Here is a 24,463-nt window from a genome sequence, read left to right as displayed (position 1 = left end):
CCGTCTGGCTCGTATGGTGGCTCGATGCGTTCTCGTTCCACCCCTCGTTTCCTGATCGCGATCGCGGTCTCCGGGCTGCTGCTCGGAGCCGCCGGGTGCACGTCGAGCGGACCGGACACGAGCCGCCCGACCCTGGCGAAGGCCTCGGCCGACACCGTCACGGTTGCCGACGCTGCGGACGTCGCCGCCCGGTCCGTCCGCGTCAGCAAGGCCCTGTTCGCGAGTGCTCCCGGAGCGGTCGTCGCCCGGGCCGGCGACACCGACGGGATCCGTGGTGCGGCGAAAGCTGCGGCGAGCGCCCACGTCCCGGTGCTGCTGACGACCAAGAACACGAGCACTGCCGTCGCCCGCGAGCTCGACCGGCTCGGCGCCGACTGGTACCAGGCCGAGGGCGACGTGTCGGTCGACACGGACGTCGAACAGCGGCAGGCACCGGACGGCGGGGACGCGCCCGAGCCGAACCGGGCCTCCCGGCAGGCGACGGTGGTGGTGGCGGACGCGAGTGCGGACGCTGCTGCCGTGGCGACCGCGAAGGCCGCCGGTGCCCGGGTCGTGACCATGCCGGAGGGCGTGACCGACCCGGCTGCCGCACCGGACGTGGTGACCGCGCTGCACGAGCGGGCGAAGCACCCGACCGTCCTGGTCGGCGCGACGTTCGACGCCCTGCCGGATCCGGAGTGGACGGTCCGGGCTGCCGAGGGCGGATTCCAGCTGCGGAACGGCGGCCAGCGACCGTTCGAGGGGCACCGCTACGTCGCGCTGTACGGGGCTCCCGGGGCGCCGGCGCTGGGCGTGCTCGGCGAGCAGGGGCCGAAGGAGACCGTGCAGCGCGCCGAGCAGGTCGCGAAGCCGTACCGGGCGGAGTCCGACGAGCTCGTGACGCCCGCGATGGAGGTCATCGCGACCGTCGCCGCCGGGGACGCCGGCGCCGACGGCGACTACTCGACGGAGCTGCCGGTGTCGACGCTCGAGCCATACGTCGAGGCCGCGCACGATGCGGACATGCCCGTGATCATCGACCTGCAGCCGGGCCGCTCGGACTTCCTGTCGCAGGCCAAGAAGTACGAGTCGCTGCTGAAGAAGCCGGGCGTCTGGCTGGCGCTCGACCCGGAGTGGCGGCTGACGAAGGACCAGGTGCCGCTCAAGCAGATCGGGAGTGTCTCGGCGTCCGAGGTGAACGAGGTGTCCTCGTGGCTGGCTGCGCTCGTGCGCGATGAGGGGCTGCCGCCGAAGGCCCTGGTGCTGCACCAGTTCCGGCTGTCGATGATCCAGGACCGCTCCGCACTGCAGACCCACCCGGAGCTCGACATGCTCGTGCACGTCGACGGGCAGGGGTCGCAACCGGACAAGCAGGCGACGTGGAAGGCACTGCACCAGGGCGCGCCGGAGGGGCTGCACTGGGGCTGGAAGAACTTCTATGACGAGGACACGCCCATGCTGACGCCCGCGCAGACCATGCAGGACGTGCAGCCGACGCCGTCGTTGGTCACGTACCAGTAAGCGCGCGCCGTCGCGTTGTCCACAGTCTGGAGGCGCGGGTCGGGTTTCGTCGGTCGGTGCTGACAGCATGGGGGCATGGACACCCCCACCGCCGCTCCGTCTGTCGTCTCGCCTTCTGCGGACATCGCTGCCGAGGCGCAGCAGGCGCTTGCTGCGCTCACGGGGCGCCCCGACGCGGTGTTCCACCCCGGCCAGCTCGAGGCCATCTCGGCGCTGGTCGAGCACCGGCAGCGTGCCCTGGTCGTGCAGCGCACCGGGTGGGGCAAGTCCGCGGTGTACTTCCTCGCGACGCTGCTGCTGCGCCGACGCGGGGGCGGCCCGACCGTCCTGGTGTCGCCGCTGCTCGCCCTGATGCGCGACCAGGTCGCCGCCGCCGCGCGGGCCGGTGTCCGTGCGGTGTCGATCAACTCCGCGAACGCCCACGAGTGGGGCGAGACCCAGGCCGCCCTCGCCCGTGACGAGGTCGACGTGCTCCTGGTCTCCCCCGAGCGACTGAACAACCCGAAGTTCCGCGACGAGCAGATGCCGACCCTGATCGCTCGGATGGGCATGCTCGTCGTCGACGAAGCGCACTGCATCTCCGACTGGGGCCACGACTTCCGGCCGGACTACCGGCGGCTCGCCGAGCTGATCCGGTCGCTCCCGCACGGGGTGCCGGTCCTCGCGACCACGGCGACGGCGAACGAGCGCGTGGTCGAGGACGTCGCCGAACAGCTCACCGTCGGTCCGGCCGACCCGGTGTTCACGATCCGCGGGTCCCTGGCTCGCAAGTCCCTGCGCCTCGGCGTGCTGACGCTGCCCGATGCCCGGCAGCGGCTCGGCTGGCTCCTCGCGCACCTCGGCGACCTGCCCGGCAGCGGCATCATCTACACGCTCACCGTCTCGGCGGCCGAGGACATCGCACGGCTGCTGCGCGACAACGGGTACGCCGTCCGTGCCTACACGGGGCGCACCGACACCGACGAGCGCGAACAGCTCGAGCAGCAGCTCAAGGGCAACGAGCTGAAGGCCCTGGTCGCCACGAGTGCGCTCGGCATGGGGTTCGACAAGCCCGACCTCGGGTTCGTCGTGCACGTCGGGGCTCCCTCGTCGCCCGTCGCCTACTACCAGCAGATCGGTCGTGCGGGTCGTGCGACCGACAACGCCGACGTCCTGCTCCTGCCCGGGCGTGAGGACCGCGAGATCTGGCAGTACTTCGCCAGCGCCTCGATGCCGACCGAGGCCCGTGCCGCCGCCGTGCTCGGCGCCCTGTCCACCGACACCGCGATGTCGACCGTGGCGCTCGAGGGCCTGGTCGACATCAAGCGTTCCACCCTCGAACTCCTGCTCAAGGTGCTCGACGTCGACGGCGCCGTCCGACGTGTCACCGGGGGCTGGGTGTCGACCGGGCAGCCGTGGGAGTACGACGCACCCCGGTACGAGCGGGTCGCAGCTGCCCGCGCTGCCGAGGCAGCGTCGATGCTCGACTACGAGTCCACCTCGGCCTGCCGCATGCAGCTGTTGCAGCAGGACCTCGACGACCCCTCGGCCGAGCCCTGCGGCCGGTGCGACAACTGCGCCGGGGCCTGGTTCCCGACCGCCGTGTCCGACACCGACTCGTCCGGGGCGGCAGCCGCACTCGACAAGGTCGGCGTCGAGATCGCTCCGCGTGCCCAGTGGCCCTCGGGGATGTCGTCGCTCGGGGTCTCGGTGCGGGGCAAGATCGGCGCGGAAGAGCTCGTGCAGCCCGGCCGTGCGGTGGCGCGTCTGACCGACCTCGGCTGGGGCGGTCCGCTGCGCGCGCTCTTCTCGACGTCCACCCCCGATGCCCCGATCTCGCGCGAGCTCGTCGACGGCTGTGTCCGGGCGCTCAAGGACTGGCCGTGGGAGACCCGGCCGACCGGCGTCGTGGCGATGTCCTCGCGGTCGCGGCCCGAGCTGGTGGGGTCCCTCGCCCAGGCGCTGTCCACGATCGGGCGGCTGCAGTTCCTCGGCACGCTCGGCCGCGCTGGGGGGACCCCTCGTGGCGACGGTGCGACGAACAGCGCCTACCGTCTGTCCGGCGTGTGGGACACCTTCGTGGTCGATCCATCGCTCGCCGCCGCCCTGCAGGCGCACGAGGGCCCGGTGCTGCTCGTCGACGATCTGGTCGACAGCCGGTGGACGATGACCGTGGCCGGCCGGGAGCTCCGGCGCGCCGGGGCCGCCGCAGTGCTCCCGTTCGCGCTGGCGACGGTCGCGTAGCCCGGTCGCGCCGGTCTCGCACCACCGTTGCGACAGTCCACGTGTCGATCGACTCGTGTTCTGTCGCAGGTCCGGTCCGACGCCGGCCGACGGGCGCCTCAGCGCCGGGCGGGCTTCGGGAACGTCGCCCGCATGTGGTCGCTCGTCAGCACGTCGCCGATGCCGACCATGAGCACCGAGAACAGGATCTGCTCGATGACCATCCAGAACGGGTAGAGCCCGGGGATCGCCGCGACGATCAGCGTCACGATCGGGAAGATCCGGCTGAACAACCGCAGCCGCTGGTACGCCCAGTAGTACCCGAGCTGCGCCCGCCAGGCGAACACGTAGAGCGTCAGGGTGATGAGCAGCACCACGGTGGACCGGAACCACACCGCCCACGACAGGGACTCCCCCGCACGGGTCAGCAGCACGGCGACCACGATGGCGGTGAGCCCGACGACGGTCTCCGCGACGAGCAGCCACCGGATCCACCGGAACGAGCGGACGGTGTCGGGGTGTCCGAGCATGTCCTCGCGGATCACGTACCCGGACTGTCGGCCTCCGGCCAACCGGTCGAGCCGCAGACGGCACCACACGCGGTCGGCGAGCACACCGAGTCCGTCGTTCTGCTGCGTCACCAGTACATCGTGCCCCATCCCGGCGGCGGCAGCGGACGCGGCACAGCCACGAGCACCGATGCGGATCGACACTGTCGACGTCGGACGACCACGACAGTGTCGTTCGGCGTCGGTTCAGCACGCCCCCGGCACGCCCCGCTCAGTCGGACGGGACGAGTGCCGCGCCGCCCAGCACGGTGCCGGTGTCGGCGTCCAGCAGGACCAGGGAGCGGACCTCGTCGGGCAGTGACCACGGATCGCTGAGCACGACGGTCAGTCCCTGTTCGACCCCGGCGGCCTGGAACAGGTCGTAGGACTCCCCGGCCGGCGTCCACATCGGCTTCGAACCACCGCGCACCGTCCCCGCGGACAGCACGACGTCCACCGGGCCGTCCCCGCCCGTCTCCAGGTGGTCGATCTCCACCGCGACGGTCTCGTCACTCGTGTTCGCGGCGATCCGGACGTGCCCGGAGGCCGCAGCCCCGATGCCGACGATGTCACCGGACACCGGCGGGACGCGGCGCCACCACGGGTCGATGGGCGAACCGTCGACCGGGCGGACGGGTTCCTGCTCGACGGGGACGCCGAGGCCGTTCGTCGGCTGCAGTCCGCTGTCGGGCGACCGCGCCGGCTCGGGGGTCGCGGAGTCGGCACGGGTGACCGTGTCGCCGTCGTCGGACGTGTGCGAGATCGTCCAGAGGGACACCGAACCCACGACGACCACACCGACGAGGACGCCCACCAGGGCGAGCCGACGTCGGTCCGCTGCCCACGGCCCGGTACGCACGCCCCCAATGATGCCGCACCGGCGTGCCGGACCGGCTGCGGGCCTCCAGGCCGAACACGAACGCAGAACGCGCCCCGACGGATCGAGGCGCGTTCTGCGTGACGGGTGGAAAGCTCAGCGCTTCCGGCGCTCGCGCACCCGCATGTTGACGTTGATCGGCGTGCCGGAGAAACCCCAGACCTCGCGGAGGCGACGCGTGATGAAGCGTCGGTACTGCGGGTCGAGGAACGCCGACGTGAAGAGCACGAAGGTCGGCGGCTGGCTCGACGCCTGGGTCCCGAACAGGATGCGGGGCTGCTTGCCGCCGCGCACGGGGTGGGGGTGTTCCTGCACGAGCTCGGCGATGAAGGCGTTGACCTTGCCGGTCGGGATGCGGGTGTCCCACGACTCGAGGGCCGTCTCGAGCGCCGGCACGAGCTTCTCGAGGTGACGGCCGGTGCGGGCCGAGATGTTCACGCGGGGGGCCCAGGCGACGTGCGCCAGGTCCTGCTCGATCTCGCGCTCCAGGTAGCGGCGTCGCTCGTCGTCGAGCAGGTCCCACTTGTTGTAGGCCAGCACGAGGGCACGGCCGGACTCGAGGACGAGGTCGATGATGCGGAGGTCCTGCACGGAGACCGGCTCGGTGACGTCGAGGACGACGACGGCGACCTCGGCCTTCTCGAGCGCGGCGGTGGTGCGGAGCGAGGCGTAGAAGTCGGCGCCCTGCTGCATGTGCACGCGCTTGCGGATGCCGGCGGTGTCGACGAAGCGCCACACCTTGCCGCCGAGCTCGATCTGCTCGTCCACCGGGTCGCGGGTGGTGCCGGCGATGTCGTTCACGACGACCCGCTCTTCACCGGCGGCCTTGTTGAGCAGCGAGCTCTTGCCGACGTTCGGGCGGCCGAGGATGGCCACGCGGCGGGGGCCGCCGACCTCCTGCTTGGCGACGGCCGAGGTGTCGGGCAGCGTCTTGATGATCAGGTCGAGCAGGTCCGCGACGCCGCGGCCGTGCAGGGCCGACACCGGGTGCGGCTCGCCGAGCCCCAGGTTCCAGAGTTCGTAGGCGTCGAGTTCACGGCGCTCGTCGTCGGCCTTGTTCGCGACGACGATGACGGGGCGGTCGGTGCCGCGGAGCATCTTGACGACGTGCTCGTCGGTGGCCGTGATCCCGACCGTGACGTCCACGACGAACAGCACGGCGTCGGCGAGGTCGATCGCGACCTCGGCCTGTGCGGCGACCGAGGCGTTGATGCCCTCGGCGCCGGGCTCCCAGCCGCCGGTGTCGACGAGCGTGAAGCGCTTGTCGTTCCAGTCGGCCTTGTAGCTGACACGGTCGCGGGTGACGCCGGGGACGTCCTGCACGACGGCTTCACGACGACCGAGGATGCGGTTCACGAGCGCGGACTTGCCGACGTTCGGGCGGCCGACGATCGCGAGCACCGGGTAGGCGGGCAGGTAGTGGACGCCGTCCTCGCCGACCTGACCGGCCTCGAGCAGGGCGAGGTCTTCGTCCTCGAGGTCGTACTCCTCGAGCCCGGCGCGGAGCGCGGTCGCGCGCTGCTCGGCCTCGGCCTCGTCGAGTCCGGCGAGCCGCTCGCCGAGGGCGTCGTCGTACTGGGGGAAGTCGTCGTTGTCCGGGTTGTCCAGCTGAGCCATCTTGGGTTCCTCGCGAGCGGCCGGGGCCGCGGTGTCGGTGGCCGTTGCCGGCCGGGGCCGGGGGTCCGGCCGTGGTGGACCGTCCCGCCGAGGCGGTCCGGTCTGCGTCAGTGCGTGATCGGCCCGCCGAGGCGGTCCGGTCTGCGTCAGTGCGTGGCCGCGCGGGCCAGGTCGACGACCGCCTGCACGGTCTGGTCGAAGTCGAGGTCGGTGGAGTCGAGCGTCGTGACGCCGTCGGCGGCGTTCATGAAGTCGACGACCTTCGCGTCCGCCGCGTCGCGACGAGCGAGTGCTGCGGAGGTCTCGGCGGCCGACTGGGTCGTGACCTCTGCCGAGCGTCGGGCCATTCTAACGGACTCGTCGGCCGTCAGCAGGATCCGGACCTCGGCATCGGGTGCGACGACCGTGGTGATGTCCCGGCCCTCGGTGATGATGCCCGGGGCGTCGGTCTTCCGCATCACGTTCCGGAACAGCTGGACCAGGCGGTTCCGGACGTCCGGGAGCTTCGCGATGTGGGCGACCGCGCCGGTGACGTCGGGGGTGCGGATGGCCTCGGTCACGTCGGTCTCCCCCACCTTGACGTAGTAGTCGTCGGGGTCGGTGCCGATGGCGTAGTCGAAGGTGTCCCAGCTCGCCAGGATCGCCGCGGCGTCGTCGAGGTCGACCCGCTGCTGCAGGGCGTGCCACGCGAGTGCACGGTAGGCGGCGCCGGTGTCCTGGTAGCCGTAGCCCAGGGCGCGGGCTGCCGCACGGGAGACGCTCGACTTGCCGCTGCCGGCGGGGCCGTCGACCGCGATGACGATCTTCGCCACGTAGGCGCCGTCGGCCAGGCCGGACGGCATCGGGACGCTGGTGGAGCCGGGCTCCCCGCCGGGTTCGCCGAGGCCGCCGGCCGGACCGCCGAGGGGGCCACCCTCAGCACCGCCGCGTGCCCCGTCGCCAGGAGTCGGGGTCGGCGTCGGCAGGCCGGAGTCGGGCCCGTCGGTCCCGCCTGCCGGAGCGCGTCCACTGATCACGCCGGAGTCGTTCGTGTCGTCGTTCAGGCCCATGCTGCTGCGATCCTCCATCCGCGCCCCTCGAGTTCCTCGACGAGTCGCTGTTCCTGCTCGGGCAGCACCGACACCTCGACGATGCCGATCTGTGCGCCCGGTGAGTGCTCGAGGCGCATGTCCTCGAGGTTGATGCCGATCTCCCCGATGAACGTCAGGAGTGCGGCGATCTGCCCGGGGGTGTCGTCGACCAGGACGACCACCTGGGCGAAGCGCTTGGTGGTGCCGTGCTTGCCGGGGAGCCGTTCGACCCCGCGGTTGCCGTCGGCGATCGTCTCGGCGATGGTGCGCGGCGATCCGGCACCGTCCGGGTCGCCGAGCGCGTCGATCACACGGGACAGGTCGTCGCGCAGGTCGGTGAGCACCGGCCGGATGTGCCCGGCGTTCGCCCCGATGATCTGCACCCAGAGCCCCGGGTCGCTCGCGGCGATCCGGGTGACGTCGCGCACACCGCCGCCGGCCAGGCCGAGCGACCCGTCGGGGGCGTCCCGCAGGCGCGAGGCCATCAGCGTCGACACGAGCTGCGGCGCGTGCGAGACGTACGCGACGGCGAGGTCGTGCGACTCCGGGTCCATCGGCACGACGGTGGCGCCGACGTCGAGCGCGAGGTCCTCGACCACCGCGGCACGCTGGTACGTGATGCCGTCGTGCCCGGCGATCACCCAGGGGCGCCCGACGAACAGGTCGGCGCGGGCAGCGGTCGGACCGCTGCGCTCACGTCCGGCCATCGGGTGCGACCCGATGTAGCGGGAGACGTCGGCCCCGGCCGCCACCAGGGCGGCGAGCGGCCCGGACTTCACGCTGGCGACGTCCGTCACCACGGCGTCGGGGTGGGCGGCGAGCTCGCGCTCCACCACGGTCGCGACGACGTCCGGCGGCACCGCGACGACGACGAGCTCCGGCTGGTCGCCGGCGGCGGGTCGACGCCCGGCGCCGTAGTCCACGGCGAGCGCCAGCGCGGCGGGCGAGACGTCGTCGAGGACGACGTCCACACCCTTCTCGCTCAGGGCGAGACCGATCGAGGCGCCGAGCAACCCGGCACCGACGACCCGGACCGGGCCGCGCAGACGGCGGTCGATGTCGGTCGGGGTCACGTCGGTCACCGGGCAAGCCTACCGATCGAGGCTCGGGCATCGGTCGATGCCCGAGCGTCGGGGTCGGTCAGTCCGCCGACTCGTCCTCGTACTCGTCGTCGTCCTGGTCGAGGGCGACGTCGCGGTCGTCACGAGCGGACGGCTTCGCGTCACGGACGGTGCTGAGCAGCTTGCCCACCTCGACCGTGCCGAGCTCGCGCATCTTGCCCGGCGGCAGGCTGCCCAGGTGCAGGGGTCCGAACGACCGGCGGACGAGTTCGAGGACCGGGTGGTCGACGGCCTCGAGCATGCGACGGACGATGCGGTTGCGGCCGGAGTGCAGCGTGATCTCGACGAGCGACTCACCCCGCGAGGACTCGAGCAACCGCACCTTGTCGGCCTTGATCGGACCGTCCTCGAGCTCGACGCCCTCGGTCAGGCGCTGCACCACGGCGGGGTTCACGTTGCCGTGGACCTTCGCGATGTACGTCTTCTGCACGCCGAACGACGGGTGCGCCAGCACGTGTGCCAGGTCGCCGTCGTTCGTCAGGACGAGCAGCCCGGAGGTCTCGGTGTCGAGGCGGCCGACGTTGAACAGGCGCTCCTCGTAGCGGTCCACGAACTCGGTCAGGTCGCGGCGACCGCGCTCGTCCTGCAGGCTCGAGACGACGCCGGTCGGCTTGTTCAGCACGATGTAGCGCCGCGAGGAGTCGATCTGCACCGGCACGCCGTCGACGCTGATCGCGTCCTTCTCGGGGTCGACACGACGCCCGAGGGCGTCCACGACCTCGCCGTTGACCGTCACGCGGCCCTCGACGATCAGGTTCTCCGCGACCCGGCGGGATGCCACGCCGGCAGCGGCGATCACCTTCTGCAGGCGCTCACCCTCTGCCTGGAGGCCCTGCTCGGCCCCGGCAGGCGCCGTTCCGTCCGCCGCGTCCCAGTCCTCGATGATCGGCCGCTCGGGCGTGCCCTCGGCCGGGTTGCCCCGGTCGTCGCGCTGCCCGCTCGGCTTCGGCGTGGTGCGGTCGCTGTTGCGGACACTCGTGGTGCCGCCGACGTAGCGACGGCCGTTGTGCCAGACGCGGCTCTGCTGGCCGTCGGGAGTCCGGCGGTCGTCGCGCCGGTCGTCGCGGGGAGCGGAGCTGCCACGGTCGTCGCGACCCCGGTACCCGCCACGGTCGTCACGCGGTGCCGAGCTGCGGTCGTCGCGACCCCGGTACCCGCCACGGTCGTCACGCGGAGCCGAAGCCCCACGGTCGTCACGTCCGCGGTACCCACCGCGGTCGTCACGCGGAGCCGAGTTGCCGCGGTAGCCACCACGGTCGCCGCCACCGGAACGGTCGTCGCGACCCCGGTAGCCACCACGGTCGTCACGCGGAGCCGAAGCCCCACGGTCGTCACGTCCGCGGTACCCACCACGGTCGTCACGCGGAGCCGGGTTGCCACGGTAGCCACCACGGTCACCGCCACCGGATCGGTCATCGCGACCCCGGTACCCACCGCGGTCGTCACGCGGAGCCGAGTTGCCGCGGTAGCCACCACGATCGCCGCCCCGGTCGTCGCGCGGCGCGGAAGCCCCACGGTCGTCACGACCCCGGTAGCCACCACGGTCGTCACGCGGAGCGGAGTTCCCGCGGTAGCCACCACGGTCACCGCCACCGGAACGGTCGTCACGACCCCGGTAGCCACCACGGTCGTCACGGGGAGCCGAGGACCCGCGGTAGCCACCACGGTCGCCGCCACGGTCGTCTCGCGACGGGTACCCGCCACGGCGGTCGTCGTCACGCGGCGGGCGTGCGCCCCCGCGGTCGTCGCGACCGTACCCGCCGGAGCGGCCACCGGCACCGGAACCGGCTGCGCCGCGTCCGCCGGCCGGGCGGCCCGAGCGATCCGGGCCTCCTGAGCGTCCGTTGCGGTCGTCTCGGTCTCGGGGCGCGCCGCGCCCCCGGTCGTCAAACCCTGCCATCGGGGATCCCTTCGTTCTGCTCGAAGCCGTCCGCACCGTCGTCCAGGAGGGGCGAGATGAGCGGCAGCTCGTCGAGCGAGTTGATGCCGAGCTGCTGCAGGAGCAGGTCGGACGTGACGTAGTTGATGGCGCCGGTCTCGGCGTCGGTGAACGACTCCTCGATGAGGCCGCGTGCCACCAGGGTTCGGACGACGCCGTCGACGTTGACGGCGCGGATCGCAGCGATCTGCGAGCGGGTGATCGGCTGCTTGTAGGCGACGACCGCCAGGGTCTCGAGTGCAGCCTGCGACAGCCGCGAGGGTCGCTCGGCCTCGACGAACTGCTCGACCACGGGGTCCAGGTCGGTGCGGACGTAGAAGCGCCAGCCGCCACCGACCTCGCGCAGTTCGAAGCCACGGCGGATCGTGCCGTCGACGCCGTCGAAGTCCGCGACCAGGCGTTCGATCGCCTGGCGGACGGCGGGGACGGGCGAACCGACGGCAGCACCGAGGGCGACGAGCGACTGCGGCTGGTCGGCGATCATCAGGATGGCCTCGAGCTGGCGGTCGATGGGGATGGCGGGGTGGGCCTCGGACGCGGCGCGCTCGTGGATCTCGTGCTCGATCGCGCGGGCGTCGGCCATCTCGTCGGCGCCGCCGGGTTCGGCGCTGGACGTGTCGTGCACGTCATCCGTCATAGTCGGCTCCCAGGTTCGCGAGGCTCTCGTCGGACCAGTCCTCGGCGGTCCACCGCAGTGTCAGCTCCCCGAGCGGCTCGAGCTGCTCGAACGAGATCGACGCGTTCCGGTACAGCTCGAGGATCGCGAGGAAGCGAGCCACCACGATACCCGTCTGGTCGACGCCCGCGACCAGTTCACGGAACGAGACGCCCTCACCATCTCGGGTGCGGAGGATCGAGACGACGATCGCGGCCTGTTCACGGATGCTGATGAGCGGGGCGTGCAGGTGGTCGAGGCCGACGGTCGGGATCTCCCGGGGGGCGAAGGCCAGCGCGGCCAGTGCTGCGAAGTCCTGCACCGACAGGGTCCAGACGAGCTCTGGCGTCCGCGCACGGAACCGCTCCTCGAGCCGGACGCTGCGGACGTGCCGGCGCGACTCGACGCCCCAGCGCTCCCCGAACCAGTCGGCGGCCTGCTTGAACGCCCGGTACTGCAGCAGTCGGGCGAACAGCAGGTCGCGGGCCTCGAGCAGGGCCACGTCCTCGGCGTCCACGAGTTCACCCTGGGGCAGCAGACCGACGATCTTCAGGTCGAGCAGCGTCGCCGCGACGACCAGGAACTCGCTGGCCTCGTCGAGCTCGTCGGCGGACTCGGCCTGCCGGACGTACTGGATGAACTCCCCCGTCACGGCACCGAGTGACACCTCGGTGATGTCCAGCTCGTGCTTCGTGATGAGCGACAGCAGGAGGTCGAACGGTCCGTCGAAGTTGGCGAGCCGGACCCGGAACCCCGCGTCAGGCGACGGCGCCACGCTGGACGAGCTCTCGTGCGAGCTGCCGGTAGGCGTGGGCGGCAGGATGGTCCGGCGCGGTCTGCGTGATCGGGCGTGCGGACACCGTGGCGTCCGGGAACTTCACGGTGCGGCCGATGACGGTGTCGAGCACACGGTCGTCGAAGGTGTCGACGACCCGCTCCATGACCTCGCGCGAGTGCAGCGTGCGCGAGTCGTACATGGTCGCCAGGATGCCGTCGAGCTTGAGCGCCGGGTTGAGGCGGTCGCGCACCTTGTCGATCGTCTCGATGAGCAGGGCGACACCGCGGAGCGCGAAGAACTCGCACTCGAGCGGGATGAGCACGCCGTGCGCCGCGGTCAGGGCGTTCACGGTGAGCAGGCCGAGCGACGGCTGGCAGTCGACCAGGATCACGTCGTAGTCGTTCGCGACCTTGCGCAGCACGCTCGCCAGGATCTGCTCGCGGGCGACCTCGTTGACCAGGTGCACCTCGGCCGCGGACAGGTCGATGTTCGCCGGGATGACGTCGAGGCCGGGGGTGTTCGTCGGCTGGATGACCTGGTTCGGGTCCTTCACGGCGCCCATCAGCAGGTCGTACACGGTGTGGATGTCGTGCGTCCGGACCCCGAGGCCGGCGGACAGCGCACCCTGCGGGTCGAAGTCGACGGCCAGGACCTTGCGGCCGTACTCGGCGAGCGCGGCGCCCAGGTTGATGGCCGTCGTGGTCTTGCCGACGCCGCCCTTCTGGTTGCAGAGCGCGATGATGCGGGCGGGTCCGGTGCTGTCGAGCTCCTCGGGCACGGGGAAGTCCCGGACGGGACGCCCCGTCGGACCGTGGGTGGTCGCGCCGGTGGGGTTGGTCGTCGGGTTCGGGCTCACCCCGTCATCGTACCGGCGACCTCGGGCTGGGCCGGGTCGCACCGCCGCACTGTTGCTCGTCAGGCAGCGCGCAGGGCGACGCGCATGCTGTCGACCCGCTCGGCGATCACGGGGTCGGTCGACCACCGCTGCTGCAGCCGGCCGACGAGCTCGCCGACCTGCTCTCGGTCGAGCCCCGGGTGCAGCGCCAGGCCCACCGTCAGCTCCGGCCCGGCGAACCGGCCGACCGGGTCGCCCGGCGCGAGTTCGACACGGGCGACGCTGGACTCCCCCTCGACCGACGCGGCGAAGGCGCGGGCCACGTCGGGGTCCTCGAAGCACGGGGCCCACGGCAGGTCCTGCCCGAGCGCCCACACCGCCGGACGACGCAGCACGAACTCGGTCGGCGACTTCGGGTCGAGCACGACGAGCTGGGTGTCCTCGCTCGCCGCGGCCATCGCCACACGGCGGGACTCCACCGGGACCGGGCGCGCGTCCGGGTCCCACGCGTGCATGGCGTCGACCGAGGTGAACGCCGGCATGACGCTGCGACCGTCCGGACCGGCGACCGTCACGATCGAGAGTTCCTGGGTCTTGTCGACGAGCTTGCCCTCGTCGGTCTCCCCCACGTCGCCGGCCTCGGCGATGAGCGGGATGAGCAGGCGGGCGGTGCGGAGCGCCTCGACGATCGCCGCCTGCGAGGCACCGCCGGCGAGCGCGCCGATCGCGGCGACCACCGCGGGGTCGGCGAGTCCGTCGTCCTCGGCGAACGCGGTGTCGTGGTGGTCGAACGTGCGGCCTTCCCACGAGAAGCCCGCCGAGTCCGCGGCCCCGCCGGGGGTGTGCGCGTCGTCGGCGTCGGGCCCGGTGCCACGGCCGTTCGAGATGCCCGCCACGGCGTTACTCGGAGGCGATGTCGAGTGCGGCCGGCAGCGTGAACGCCCCGGAGTACAGCGCCTTGCCGATGATCGCGCCCTCGAGCCCGTACGGCACGAGTTCGCGGAGGGCACGGAGGTCGTCGAGCGTCGAGATCCCGCCGGAGGCGACCACGGGCTGATCGGTCCGGTCGCACACCTGGCGGAGCAGTTCGACGTTCGGCCCCTGCAGCGTGCCGTCCTTGGTGACGTCGGTCACCACGTAGCGGGCACAACCGGCGGCTTCCAGCCGGTCGAGCACCTCCCACAGGTCACCGGCGTCCTCGGTCCAGCCGCGGCTCGAGAGCGTGGTGCCGCGGACGTCCAGCCCGACCGCGATCTGCTCGCCGTACTCACCGATCACGCGCGCGGCCCAGTCCGGGTTCTCGAGCGCCGCGGTGCCGAGGTTCACGCGCGCCGCACCGGTCGCCAGTGCCGCTTCGAGCGAGGCGTCGTCGCGGATGCCGCCGGACAGCTCGACGGAGACGCCCTCGACCTCGCGGACGGCGTGCGCGATCACCCGGCGGTTGTCGCCACGGCCGAACGCCGCGTCGAGGTCGACGAGGTGGATCCACTCGGCGCCCTGGTCACGCCAGGTCCGGGCAGCGGCGACGGGGTCGCCGTAGCCGGTCTCGCTCCCCGCCTCGCCCTGCGTGAGTCGCACGGCCTGTCCGTCGACGACGTCGACCGCCGGCAGCAGGACGAGGGGCGGGGTGTCGGTGAGGTCGGTCATGGTCCTGTCGGTTTCGTTGCGGTGGAGAAGGGGCTGCGGACGGCCGGGAGGCCCGGTGCGCGTCCGGCACGGCCGTCGCGCCCGGCGCCGGCCGGGTTCAGAGCGAACGCACCCAGTTGGAGAGCAGGCGGATGCCCGGCTCGCCGGACTTCTCGGGGTGGAACTGCGTGGCGGTGAGCGGTCCGTTCTCGACCGCGGCGATGAACGGCTGCCCGTGCTCGGCCCACGTCAGACGGGGCGCACGGAACGGCCCGTAGGCCTCGAGTGGGAAGTCGGTCACGCCGTAGGAGTGCACGAAGTAGAAACGCTCGTCGTGTAGCCCGTCGAACAGCACGGAGTCCTCGGGGGCCTGCACGGTGTTCCAGCCCATGTGCGGCAGCACCTCGGCCTGGATCTCCTGCACGGTGCCGGGCCACTGGCCGAGCCCTTCGACGTCGGCACCACGCTCGATGCCGCGCGAGAACAGGACCTGCATGCCGACGCAGATGCCGAGCACGGGTCGCCCGCCGGCCAGACGGTGGTCGACGATCTCGCCGCCCTGAACGCCCTCGAGCTGGTCGATCACGGCGGCGAACGCGCCGACGCCGGGGACGAGCAGGCCGTCGGCCTTGAGCGCCGCCTGCTTGTCGGAGGTCAGCGTGACGTCGGCCCCGGCGCGCTCGAGCGCCTTGGCGGCGGAGTGGACGTTGCCCGACCCGTAGTCGAGGACGACGACGTTCGGCTTGGCGGCGGTCACAGGGCGCCCTTCGTCGAGGGGATGCCGTCGACGCGCGGGTCCAGTTCGACCGCCTTGCGCATGGCTCGGGCGAACGCCTTGAACTCGGCTTCGGCGATGTGGTGGGGGTCCCGGCCCTCGAGCACGCGGACATGGACGGTGATGCCGGCGTTGAACGTGATCGCCTCGAACACGTGGCGGACCATCGAGCCGGTGAAGTGGCCGCCGATGCGGTGGAACTCGAAGCCCGCGGGCTCGCCGGAGTGCACGAGGAACGGACGCCCGGAGACATCGACGACAGCCTGGGCCAGCGCTTCGTCGAGCGGGACCAGGGCGTCGCCGTACCGGCCGATGCCGGAGCGGTCCCCGAGGGCCTGCTTGATCGCCTGTCCGAGCACGATGCCGGTGTCCTCGACCGTGTGGTGCACGTCGATGTCGGTGTCGCCCGTCGAGCGTACGCGCAGGTCGATCAGGGAGTGCTTGCTGAACGCGGTCAGCATGTGGTCGAAGAACGGGACGGAGGTCGAGATCGACGAGGTCCCGGTGCCGTCCAGGTCGAGCTCGAGTTCGACACTCGATTCGCTCGTCGAACGGCTGATCGAGGCGGTGCGGGCGGTCATGCCTCAACCCTAACCGGCGGCTGCTCGGCGGCGACCTGCCGCATGGCGTCGAGGAACGCGGTCGTCTCGGCCTCGGTTCCCGCGCTCACCCGCAGGTGGTTCGGGATCCCGAGGTCGCGCACGATGACGTCACGCTCGAGGAGCGCTTCGAACGCGGCGTTCGGGTCGGCCACACCACCGAACAGGACGAAGTTCGACCAGGTCTCGTAGGTGCGGTACCCCATGGCCTGGAGCTCGGTGACCATGCGGTCGCGCTGCCCCTTGATGTCGTCGACCATCGCCAGCATCTCGGGGGCGTGCCGGAGTGCCGCGACCGCCGCCGCCTGGGTCAGCGCGGACAGGTGGTACGGCAGCCGGACGAGCCGGACGGCGTCGACGACGGCCGGGTGCGCGGCCATGTACCCGACCCGGGCACCGGCGAACGCGAACGCCTTGCTCATGGTGCGGGAGACCACGAGGCGCTCACGACCGGGCAGCAGCGTGAGCGCGCTCGGAGCGTCGGACGGCATGAACTCGGCGTACGCCTCGTCCACCATCACGATGCCGTCGGTCGCGTCGTAGGCGGCCGCGATCGTCTCGATGTCGAGCGGGGTGCCCGTCGGGTTGTTCGGCCCGCACAGGAACACGATGTCCGGCTGGTGCGCACGGATGGCCGCCACGACGATCTCGGGCGAGATGCGGAACTCGTCGTCCCGCTGGGCCGGGATCCACGTGGTGCCGGTGCCCGACGCGAGGATCGAGTGCATCGAGTAAGTGGGCGGGAACCCGAGCACCGAGCGACCGGGCCCGCCGAACGCCTGGAGGAGCTGCTGCAACACCTCGTTGGACCCGTTCGCCGCCCAGAGCTGCTCGGCGGTCAGGTCGTGCCCGAGGTAGTCGGCAAGGGACTGCCGGAGCTCGGTGAACTCGCGGTCCGGGTACCGGTTGACCGTCAGCAGGGCCTGCCGGATCGACTCGACGATGTCCGCAGCGACGTCGTCCGGAACCGGATGCGTGTTCTCGTTGACGTTGAGCTGCACACGGACGTGCTTCTGCGGAGCGCCGTAGGGGCTCTGCCCGCGCAGGTCGTCTCGGATCGGGAGGTCTTCGAGCGTGAATGCCACCGATCCATCGTAGGCCGCTGTCACCGTGTGACGACCAGCCGTCTGGACGGCGTTGCCCGAGTGGCTACTCGCCGTCGGTGTACTTGGTGGGGATGGCGATCTCTTCGCCGGCCTGCAGCGCGGAGCCGTCGAGCGCGTTGAGGCTCACGACGTCCTGCACGAAGTCGCGCGGGTCCGAGTCGGGGGCCGTCTGCTCGGCGAGCTGCCAGAGCGTCTCGCCCGGCTGGATCGTCACGGTCTCGAACTGGGTGCGAGCGCCGCCGGCGGTGGCGTCACCGGCGGAGGCCTGTCCACCGTTCAGCACGCCGAGCGCGACGACGATGAGGAGCGGGAGCGCGGCGAGCGTCGTGAAGACGATACGGCCGCGACGCGTCAGACGCAGGCGGGTACGCACGGCGGGCGCCGCGGTGCGCTGGATGTCAGCGATGGCGATGGTGCTCATGTCGTTCTTGCCTTCCCGTTCGGTGGAACCGAAGTCGTGTACCGAACATAGTTTCGAATCAGACGACGCACAAGTCCTGTGAGGGGATTTGTACGGGGTTTTCTTGCGACACGCTCGAACAGGTGTTTGTCCGGCCCTGGCTGGTCGGATACTGTTTCGATCGACTGGGACAAGCCTGACGGGGACCACCGACATTCCCGCCGCGGCCGGACCGGCACCGACGAAAGCGAGACGACGTGGTGGACGAACTGCGGGGCCAGAAGCCGCTGACGCCGAAGCAGCAGGCGATCTTCGACGCGATCCGTGCGTCGATCGCCTCACGGGGCTACCCGCCGAGCATGCGCGAGATCGGCGACGCCGCCGGGCTCTCCTCGCTCTCCAGCGTCTCCCACCAGCTCGGCCAGCTCGAGCTCGGTGGCTGGATCCGCCGCGACCCGAACCGTCCACGCGCGCTCGAGGTCCTGGTCGACGAGCCGTCGTCCGACGTCGGCGGCCCGGACATCGACGCCACCACGCTCGTGCCGCTCGTCGGCCGGATCGCCGCCGGTGTCCCGATCACCGCCGAGCAGCACGTCGACGAGATCATCCCGCTCCCCCGACAGCTCGTCGGCACCGGCGAGCTCTTCATGCTCAAGGTCGTCGGTGAGTCGATGATCGACGCCGCGATCTGCGACGGCGACTGGGTCGTCGTCCGGTCGCAGCAGACCGCCGAGAACGGTGACATCGTCGCAGCCATGCTCGACGAAGAGGCGACGGTCAAGGTCTTCCGCCAGCGCGACGGTCACACGTGGCTGCTGCCGCGCAACTCCGCCTTCGAGCCGATCCTCGGCGACGCGGCCTCGGTCCTCGGCAAGGTCGTCGCGGTCCTCCGCTCCCTCTGACCGCGGCCCGCGCTGCACTTGCGCGAGACTCCGTCGTCGGTGCACGAAACCCCTCGTACGACGCCCCCTGCACGACGAAACGCCGCCGGATTCGGCGGCGTTTCGTGTGTTCCGGGGCGTCTCGGTGACGCGACGGCGTACGGCGGACCCGTGACGGGCCTCCAGGCCGCGCGGCAGCGCTCGCCGGGGCCGAGCGTCAGACCGTCGGGACCGGCGTGACCACGTAGGGCTCGAGCTCGGCGACCTGCCGCTGGAAGACGCGCACCCGCAGGCGCGTGCCGTCCTCGACGTAGTCGACGGACTCGACCGAGCCGGTGTCGTGCAGCGACGACACCAGGTCGCCGCGGTCGTACGGCACCACGATCGCCAGGTCGACGTCGGGCTCGGGCAGGCGGTCCTCGATGACGCCGAGGAGCTCCGGGATGCCCTCACCGGTGCGCGCCGACACGAACACCGCGTCCGGCACGAGTCCGATGAGCACCAGACGCTGCGCGTCGTCGATCAGGTCGGCCTTGTTGAAGACGACGATCTCCGGGATGTCACCCGCACCGACGTCGCCGATGACCTCGCGCACGGTGGACAGCTGCGCCCCGGGGTCGGGGTGCGAGCCGTCGACCACGTGCACGATGACGTCGGCGTCGCCGACCTCTTCGAGGGTGGAGCGGAAGGCCTCGACGAGCTGGTGCGGCAGGTTGCGTACGAAGCCGACCGTGTCGACGAACGTGAACTCCCGGCCCTTGGCGCTCTCGGTCCGACGGACGGTGGCGTCCAGCGTCGCGAAGAGCTGGTTCTGCACGAGCACACCCGCGCTCGTGAGCCGGTTCAAGAGCGACGACTTGCCGGCGTTGGTGTAGCCCGCGATCGCGACGCTCGGCACCTCGTTGCGGTTGCGCTCGGCACGCTTGGCCTCACGGGCCGGGGTGAACCCGGCGATCTGCCGGCGGAGCTTCGCCATCCGCGTGTGGATCTTGCGGCGGTCGAGCTCCATCTTCGTCTCGCCGGGGCCACGAGAGCCCATGCCAGCACCTCCGGAGACCTGGCCACCGGCCTGCCGGGACATCGAGTCACCCCAACCGCGCAGTCGCGGCAGCAGGTACTGCAGCTGGGCGAGTTCGACCTGCGCCTTGCCCTCGCGGGTCTTCGCGTGCTGGCTGAAGATGTCGAGGATCACGGCCGTGCGGTCGATGACCTTCACCTTCACGACGTCCTCGAGCGCACGACGCTGCGAGGGTGCGAGTTCGGTGTCGGCGATGACCGTGTCGGCGCCGGTGGCCTTGACGACCATCGCGAGCTCCTGGGCTTTGCCCTTGCCCAGGTAGGTTGCCGGGTCCGGGTTCGGCCGACGCTGGAGGAGCCCGTCGAGCACCACGGCACCCGCGGTCTCGGCGAGTGCCGCGAGCTCGCGGAGGGAGTTCTCGGCGTCCGAGGCGTCGCCCTGGGGGTACACGCCGATGAGGACGACCTGCTCGAGCCGCAGCTGGCGGTACTCGACCTCGGTGACGTCCTCGAGTTCGGTGGAGAGGCCGGCGACACGGCGCAGCGCCGCACGGTCCTCACGGTCGTACTGGTCGCCGTCGCCGGTCCAGCTGCGGTCGTCGACCGACTGCGTCTGGATGGCCTGAGCGGGTGCGAAGATGGACGATGCTGCGCGGTGGTCTGCGTTGCGCAACACCCTTTCGACGACACCGTCTGCGCTGTCGTCGTTGGTCTGGTGGTTCTGCTGATGGGTATCCGTCATCCTGTGCACAGGCTACCTCCGCAGGCCCTCCGACACACTCGGTTGCCGGTACGGTTCATCCATGGCGAACGACCACTACTTCTCGGCCACCCCCGAGAGCGAACTCCGGCCGCGCCAGGTGCACGTCACGCTCGCCGGTCAGCCCCTCACCCTGTCGACCGCGTCGGGGGTCTTCAGCCCCGACGGCGTCGACCGCGGCACGAAGGTCCTGCTCGGTTCGGTGCCGGCACCGGCTGCCGACGGCGCCCTGCTCGACATCGGCTGCGGCTGGGGCCCGATCGCGATCACCATGGCCCTGCAGTCCCCCGACGCCCACGTGTGGGGCGTCGACGTCAACGAGCGGGTGCTCGGGCTCGCGCGCGCCAACGCGGCTGCTGCCGGGGCGTCGAACGTCACGATCGCGCTGCCCGACGACGTGCCGGCCGACCTTCGCTTCCGCACGATCTCGTCGAACCCGCCGATCCGTGTCGGCAAGGACGAACTGCACCAGATCCTGCTGACGTGGCTGCCCCGGCTCGAGGTCGGGGGCGACGCCTGGCTCGTCGTGTCCAAGGACCTCGGGGGCGACTCGCTGCAGAAGTGGCTCGTCGGGGCGCTCGGCGAGGGGTTCTCCGTCACCCGCGAGTCGACGGCCAAGGGCTTCCGCGTCATCCGGGTGCGCCGCAGCGCGTAGCGAGCGAGCGCGAGCGCGAGCGCGAGCGCTCACATCGTGAGCAGAAATGGTCGGGTCGCCGCTGGGCACCCGACCATTTCTGCTCACGAAGCGACACGGGGCGAAGCGCGCCCGTGCGCCGCGACCCGTGCCGCGGGGCGAAGCGCCCCGCGCGCCACGTCAGACCGTCAGGTCGCCCGAGAACACGAGCTCGGCGGGACCGGACAGCGAGACGTGCTCGCCGTCCTCGGTCGCCGTCATCCGCACCGTCAGCAGCCCGCCCGGCACCCGCACGCGCCAGGTGTCCGGCGCCCCCGCACCGACCCAGTAACGCGTGGCGAGGGCCGCCGCGACCGCCCCGGTGCCGCACGAGAGCGTCTCACCGCTCCCCCGCTCGTGCACCCGCATCGTGATCTCGCCGACGCCGTCCTTGATGAGGGGGTCGCCGGGCAGCACGAACTCGACGTTCGCACCGTGCTCCGGTGCCGGGTCGAGCACCGGCAGGAAGGTCAGGTCGAGGTCGGCCAGTTCGTCCTCGGTCTCGACGGCGACTACCACGTGCGGGTTGCCCACGTCGATGCCGATGCCGGGCCGCGCCCCGTCGAGGTTCTTCGCCCGGACGAGCACGTCGTCGGAACCACCGCCCTCGATGCCCAGGGCCCAGCGGCCGAGGTCGGCGGCGAACCCGTTCGTGGTGCGCTGGATGTCGACCAGCCCCTTGCGGCTGCCGACGGTGAGCGTCTCACCGGGAGCGAGCTCGACCAGGCCGGACTCGGTCAGGTACCGGGCGAACACGCGGATGCCGTTGCCGCACATCTCCGCGACCGTGCCGTCGGCGTTGTGGTAGTCCATGAACCACGTCGCCTCGGGCTCGACGGCCACGAGCGCACGCCCCTCGGGGATCGCCTCGGACCGCACCGCGCGGATCACGCCGTCGCCGCCCACGCCGAAGCGTCGGTCCGCGATGGCGCGGATCCGCTCGGGGGTCAGGTCGACGGTGGCGTCGGGGTCCGCGAACAGGACGAAGTCGTTGCCGGTCCCCTGGCCCTTGGTGAAGTGCAGCTCGGTCACGGCACGATCCTACGGGCCAGTTCCGACAGGTCGCCGCGGTCCGCACCGGTGACGTCGAGCGTCTCGGCATCGGCGTACCGGCGGAACCACGACACCTGCCGCCGGGCGTACTTCCGGGTCGCGATGCCGGTCGCCTCGACCGCCTGCTCGCGGGTCGACGTGCCGGCGAGCACCTCGAGCGCCTGCGAGTACCCGATGGCGCCGCGCGCGGTCCTGCCCTGCTCGAGTCCCTGCTCGCGGAGCGCCGCGACCTCGTCGACGAGTCCGGCCTCGAACATCCGCGCGGCCCGCTCGTGCAGCGCCGACACGAGCTGCTCGCGGTCACGCCGCAGGTGCAGGATCCGGGACGGTCGCCAGACGCGGGGCGCGGCCGGGAGGCTCGGGGTCACGACCTCGGATCGGCTCGCGATCTCGAGTGCACGGATCAACCGCCGTGGGTTGCGTGCGTCGATCGTCGCGGCGGCCGCCGGGTCGAGGGCGCGGAGTCGCTCGAGCAGGATGCCCGGGCCGAGCTCCTCGTGCTCGCGCTCGAGCTGCGCACGGAGCGCGGGGTCGGTGCCCGGGAACGCCAGGTCGAACAGCACCGCGGAGACGTAGAGGCCGCTGCCGCCCACGAGGACGGCCACGCCACCGTCGGCCTGGATCCGGTCGACGTCGGCCCGGGCGGCGACCTGGTACGCGGCGACGCTCGCCTCGTCGGTGACGTCGAGCACGTCGAGCTGGTGGTGCGGGATGCCGTGCCGTTCGGCCGGCGGAAGCTTCGCGGTACCGATGTCCATGCCCCGGTACAGCTGCATGGCGTCCGCGTTGATGATCTCCGCGGGGCGTCCGGCAGCACGCAGCCGCTCTGCGATCGAGATGCCGAGGTCGGACTTCCCGGTGCCCGTCGCCCCGACCACCGCGATCAGGTCGGCAGTGGCAGTGGCAGTGGCATCGGCACCGGCGGTCGGCAGGTCAGCGCCCGACACGGAGCGTGGGCAGCCCGAGCGAGACCGGACGGGGACCGTCGCCCGCGGCGGCAGCGGGCGTGGTCACGCCGCAGCTCTCGGCCTGCGCGCGGTCCCAGGCGTCACCGGCCCGGGTACGTCGGATGCGCAACGGAGCGTCGTCGTCGGCGAGCAGGAAGTGCGGTGCGGCACGGGTGATGTCGACGGTGACCACGTCGCCCGGGCGCGGGGCCTCGGACCCGGCGGGCACGGTGAAGTGCACGAGCCGGGAGTCCTCCGCGCGACCGGAGAGCCGGCGGGTCGCGTCGTCCTTGCGGCCTTCACCGGAGGCGACGAGCACCTCGACGCTCCGGCCGACCTGCAGCGCGTTCTCCTCCGCGGTGATGCGTTCCTGCAGGGCGACGAGTCGCTCGTAGCGCTCCTGCACGATGTGCTTCGGCAGCTGGTCGTCCATCGTCGCCGCCGGAGTGCCCGGGCGGATCGAGTACTGGAACGTGAACGCCGAAGCGAACCGCGCCTGCTCGACGACGCGCAGGGTGTCCTCGAAGTCGGCGTCGGTCTCGCCGGGGAACCCGACGATGATGTCGGTGGAGATCGCCGCGTTCGGGATCTTCGCGCGGACGCGGTCGAGGATGCCGAGGAACCGCTCGCTACGGTAGCTCCGGCGCATGGCCTTGAGCACCCGGTCGGAGCCCGACTGCAGCGGCATGTGCAGCTGGGGCATCACGTTCGGGGTCTCGGCCATCGCGTCGATGACGTCGTCGGTGAAGGCCGCCGGGTGCGGGCTCGTGAAGCGGACGCGCTCGAGCCCCTCGATGGTGCCGGTGGACCGCAGCAGCTTGCCGAACGCCTGTCGGTCGCCGAACTCGACCCCGTAGGAGTTCACGTTCTGCCCGAGCAGCGTGACCTCGATCGCGCCGTCGTCGACGAGCGCCTGGATCTCGGCCAGGACGTCACCGGGACGGCGGTCCTTCTCCTTGCCGCGGAGCGAGGGGACGATGCAGAACGTGCAGGTGTTGTTGCAGCCCACCGAGATCGAGACCCAGCCGCTGTGCGTCGAGTCGCGCTTGGTGGGCAGCGTCGACGGGAAGACGTCGAGTGCCTCGAGGATCTCGATCTGCGCCTCGTCGTTGTGCCGCGCCCGCTCGAGCAGGGTCGGCAGCGACCCCATGTTGTGCGTGCCGAAGACGACGTCGACCCACGGCGCCTTCTCGAGGATGACGTTCTTGTCCTTCTGCGCCAGGCACCCGCCGACGGCGATCTGCATGCCGGGGTGCTCGCGCTTGATCCCCGCGAGCTGCCCGAGATTGCCGTACAGCCGGTTGTCCGCGTTCTCGCGCACCGCACAGGTGTTGATGACGACGACGTCGGCCTGCGCACCGTCCGCCGCGGTGTAGCCCGCGGCCTGCAACGACCCGCTCAACCGCTCGGAGTCGTGCACGTTCATCTGGCACCCGTAGGTGCGGACTTCGTAGGTGCGGGGGCGCGCTTCGACGGTGGCCATG

Annotated in this window: 23 protein-coding genes; 4 read left to right on the top strand and 19 right to left on the bottom strand. The window is 71.6% G+C overall.

Translation table 11 applies throughout. The annotated features are described in order from the left end of the window. The first annotated feature begins 24 nt into the window (after positions 1-24). Positions 25-1,500, top strand: coding sequence for a hypothetical protein (locus FFG40_RS08720; RefSeq protein WP_138802892.1), 1,476 nt, complete (start codon positions 25-27; stop codon positions 1,498-1,500). Positions 1,501-1,575: 75 nt separating this feature from the next. Next, positions 1,576-3,723, top strand: coding sequence for an ATP-dependent DNA helicase RecQ (locus FFG40_RS08715; protein ID WP_185974142.1), 2,148 nt, complete (start codon positions 1,576-1,578; stop codon positions 3,721-3,723). Positions 3,724-3,821: 98 nt separating this feature from the next. Here FFG40_RS08715 and FFG40_RS08710 read toward each other — a convergent pair whose 3' ends face one another. From FFG40_RS08710 to FFG40_RS08640, 15 genes are all read right to left on the bottom strand, one after another. Further along, positions 3,822-4,343 carry a hypothetical protein gene (locus tag FFG40_RS08710; protein ID WP_071244988.1) on the bottom strand — a complete coding sequence of 174 codons (522 nt, stop codon included), beginning with the start codon at positions 4,341-4,343 and terminating at the stop codon, positions 3,822-3,824. A 139-nt stretch (positions 4,344-4,482) separates the two neighbouring features. After that, complete coding sequence (locus tag FFG40_RS08705; protein ID WP_138802891.1) at positions 4,483-5,109, bottom strand: hypothetical protein; 627 nt, start codon at positions 5,107-5,109, stop codon at positions 4,483-4,485. 114 nt (positions 5,110-5,223) lie between these two features. Continuing rightward, positions 5,224-6,744 (bottom strand): ribosome biogenesis GTPase Der, encoded by a 1,521-nt coding sequence (der, locus tag FFG40_RS08700; RefSeq protein ID WP_027464783.1) that lies wholly within the window; start codon positions 6,742-6,744, stop codon positions 5,224-5,226. 146 nt (positions 6,745-6,890) lie between these two features. Further along, positions 6,891-7,586, bottom strand: a complete 696-nt coding sequence (gene cmk / locus FFG40_RS08695) for a (d)CMP kinase (protein WP_138803483.1) — start codon at positions 7,584-7,586, stop codon at positions 6,891-6,893. A gap of 197 nt (positions 7,587-7,783) precedes the next feature. After that, positions 7,784-8,896, bottom strand: coding sequence for a prephenate dehydrogenase (locus tag FFG40_RS08690; protein ID WP_138802890.1), 1,113 nt, complete (start codon positions 8,894-8,896; stop codon positions 7,784-7,786). A 58-nt stretch (positions 8,897-8,954) separates the two neighbouring features. Next, positions 8,955-9,743, bottom strand: coding sequence for a pseudouridine synthase (locus FFG40_RS17290; protein WP_231495626.1), 789 nt, complete (start codon positions 9,741-9,743; stop codon positions 8,955-8,957). Positions 9,744-10,821: 1,078 nt separating this feature from the next. Then, positions 10,822-11,511, bottom strand: coding sequence for an SMC-Scp complex subunit ScpB (gene scpB, locus FFG40_RS08680; protein ID WP_260678833.1), 690 nt, complete (start codon positions 11,509-11,511; stop codon positions 10,822-10,824). Beyond that, entirely contained in the window at positions 11,501-12,304 is an 804-nt protein-coding gene (locus FFG40_RS08675) for a ScpA family protein (protein WP_171907825.1), read from the bottom strand. Before FFG40_RS08675 ends, scpB begins: the two co-directional genes overlap by 11 nt. Next, complete coding sequence (locus FFG40_RS08670; RefSeq protein WP_017885900.1) at positions 12,288-13,163, bottom strand: ParA family protein; 876 nt, start codon at positions 13,161-13,163, stop codon at positions 12,288-12,290. The genes FFG40_RS08675 and FFG40_RS08670 overlap by 17 nt, the downstream gene beginning before the upstream one ends. A gap of 59 nt (positions 13,164-13,222) precedes the next feature. Then, positions 13,223-14,038, bottom strand: coding sequence for an SseB family protein (locus tag FFG40_RS08665; protein WP_111057442.1), 816 nt, complete (start codon positions 14,036-14,038; stop codon positions 13,223-13,225). A 4-nt stretch (positions 14,039-14,042) separates the two neighbouring features. Continuing rightward, positions 14,043-14,789: a bifunctional 1-(5-phosphoribosyl)-5-((5-phosphoribosylamino)methylideneamino)imidazole-4-carboxamide isomerase/phosphoribosylanthranilate isomerase PriA gene (gene priA / locus FFG40_RS08660; protein WP_017885902.1), complete on the bottom strand. Its 747-nt coding sequence runs from the start codon at positions 14,787-14,789 to the stop codon at positions 14,043-14,045. 97 nt (positions 14,790-14,886) lie between these two features. Continuing rightward, positions 14,887-15,525 carry an imidazole glycerol phosphate synthase subunit HisH gene (hisH, locus tag FFG40_RS08655; RefSeq protein WP_017885903.1) on the bottom strand — a complete coding sequence of 213 codons (639 nt, stop codon included), beginning with the start codon at positions 15,523-15,525 and terminating at the stop codon, positions 14,887-14,889. Further along, positions 15,522-16,124 carry an imidazoleglycerol-phosphate dehydratase HisB gene (gene hisB / locus FFG40_RS08650; RefSeq protein WP_027464776.1) on the bottom strand — a complete coding sequence of 201 codons (603 nt, stop codon included), beginning with the start codon at positions 16,122-16,124 and terminating at the stop codon, positions 15,522-15,524. Before hisB ends, hisH begins: the two co-directional genes overlap by 4 nt. Continuing rightward, positions 16,121-17,227: a histidinol-phosphate transaminase gene (locus tag FFG40_RS08645; RefSeq protein ID WP_138802888.1), complete on the bottom strand. Its 1,107-nt coding sequence runs from the start codon at positions 17,225-17,227 to the stop codon at positions 16,121-16,123. The genes hisB and FFG40_RS08645 overlap by 4 nt, the downstream gene beginning before the upstream one ends. Before the next feature lie 64 nt (positions 17,228-17,291). Then, positions 17,292-17,669: a LysM peptidoglycan-binding domain-containing protein gene (locus FFG40_RS08640; RefSeq protein ID WP_110859282.1), complete on the bottom strand. Its 378-nt coding sequence runs from the start codon at positions 17,667-17,669 to the stop codon at positions 17,292-17,294. Between the two features lie 236 nt (positions 17,670-17,905). Here FFG40_RS08640 and lexA point away from each other — a divergent pair, with 236 nt between their 5' ends. After that, positions 17,906-18,550, top strand: a complete 645-nt coding sequence (gene lexA, locus FFG40_RS08635) for a transcriptional repressor LexA (RefSeq protein ID WP_027464773.1) — start codon at positions 17,906-17,908, stop codon at positions 18,548-18,550. Positions 18,551-18,746: 196 nt separating this feature from the next. Here the strand turns inward: lexA and hflX are convergent, their stop codons facing one another. Then, entirely contained in the window at positions 18,747-20,288 is a 1,542-nt protein-coding gene (gene hflX, locus FFG40_RS08630) for a GTPase HflX (protein ID WP_138802887.1), read from the bottom strand. A 61-nt stretch (positions 20,289-20,349) separates the two neighbouring features. Between hflX and FFG40_RS08625 the strand changes: the two genes are divergently transcribed. Next, positions 20,350-20,961 (top strand): class I SAM-dependent methyltransferase, encoded by a 612-nt coding sequence (locus tag FFG40_RS08625; protein WP_138802886.1) that lies wholly within the window; start codon positions 20,350-20,352, stop codon positions 20,959-20,961. A 159-nt stretch (positions 20,962-21,120) separates the two neighbouring features. On the opposite strand, the gene dapF is transcribed toward FFG40_RS08625, so the two are convergent. The 3 genes from dapF to miaB are packed head-to-tail and all read right to left on the bottom strand — an operon-like array spanning position 21,121 to position 24,462. Continuing rightward, on the bottom strand, positions 21,121-22,011 hold the full coding sequence (gene dapF, locus FFG40_RS08620; RefSeq protein ID WP_138802885.1) for a diaminopimelate epimerase: 891 nt from the start codon (positions 22,009-22,011) through the stop codon (positions 21,121-21,123). Beyond that, the gene (miaA, locus tag FFG40_RS08615; RefSeq protein ID WP_138802884.1) at positions 22,008-22,979 is read right to left on the bottom strand and encodes a tRNA (adenosine(37)-N6)-dimethylallyltransferase MiaA; all 972 of its coding nucleotides are present in this window, start codon (positions 22,977-22,979) and stop codon (positions 22,008-22,010) included. Before miaA ends, dapF begins: the two co-directional genes overlap by 4 nt. Beyond that, entirely contained in the window at positions 22,966-24,462 is a 1,497-nt protein-coding gene (gene miaB, locus FFG40_RS08610; RefSeq protein ID WP_138802883.1) for a tRNA (N6-isopentenyl adenosine(37)-C2)-methylthiotransferase MiaB, read from the bottom strand. The genes miaA and miaB overlap by 14 nt, the downstream gene beginning before the upstream one ends. Position 24,463: the final 1 nt, after the last annotated feature.

It is taken from the genome of Curtobacterium sp. KBS0715, from assembly GCF_005938005.2.
GTDB lineage: Bacteria > Actinomycetota > Actinomycetes > Actinomycetales > Microbacteriaceae > Curtobacterium > Curtobacterium flaccumfaciens.
Note: the sequence above shows the minus strand (reverse complement) of the source record. Positions and strands in the feature narration are given on the sequence as shown.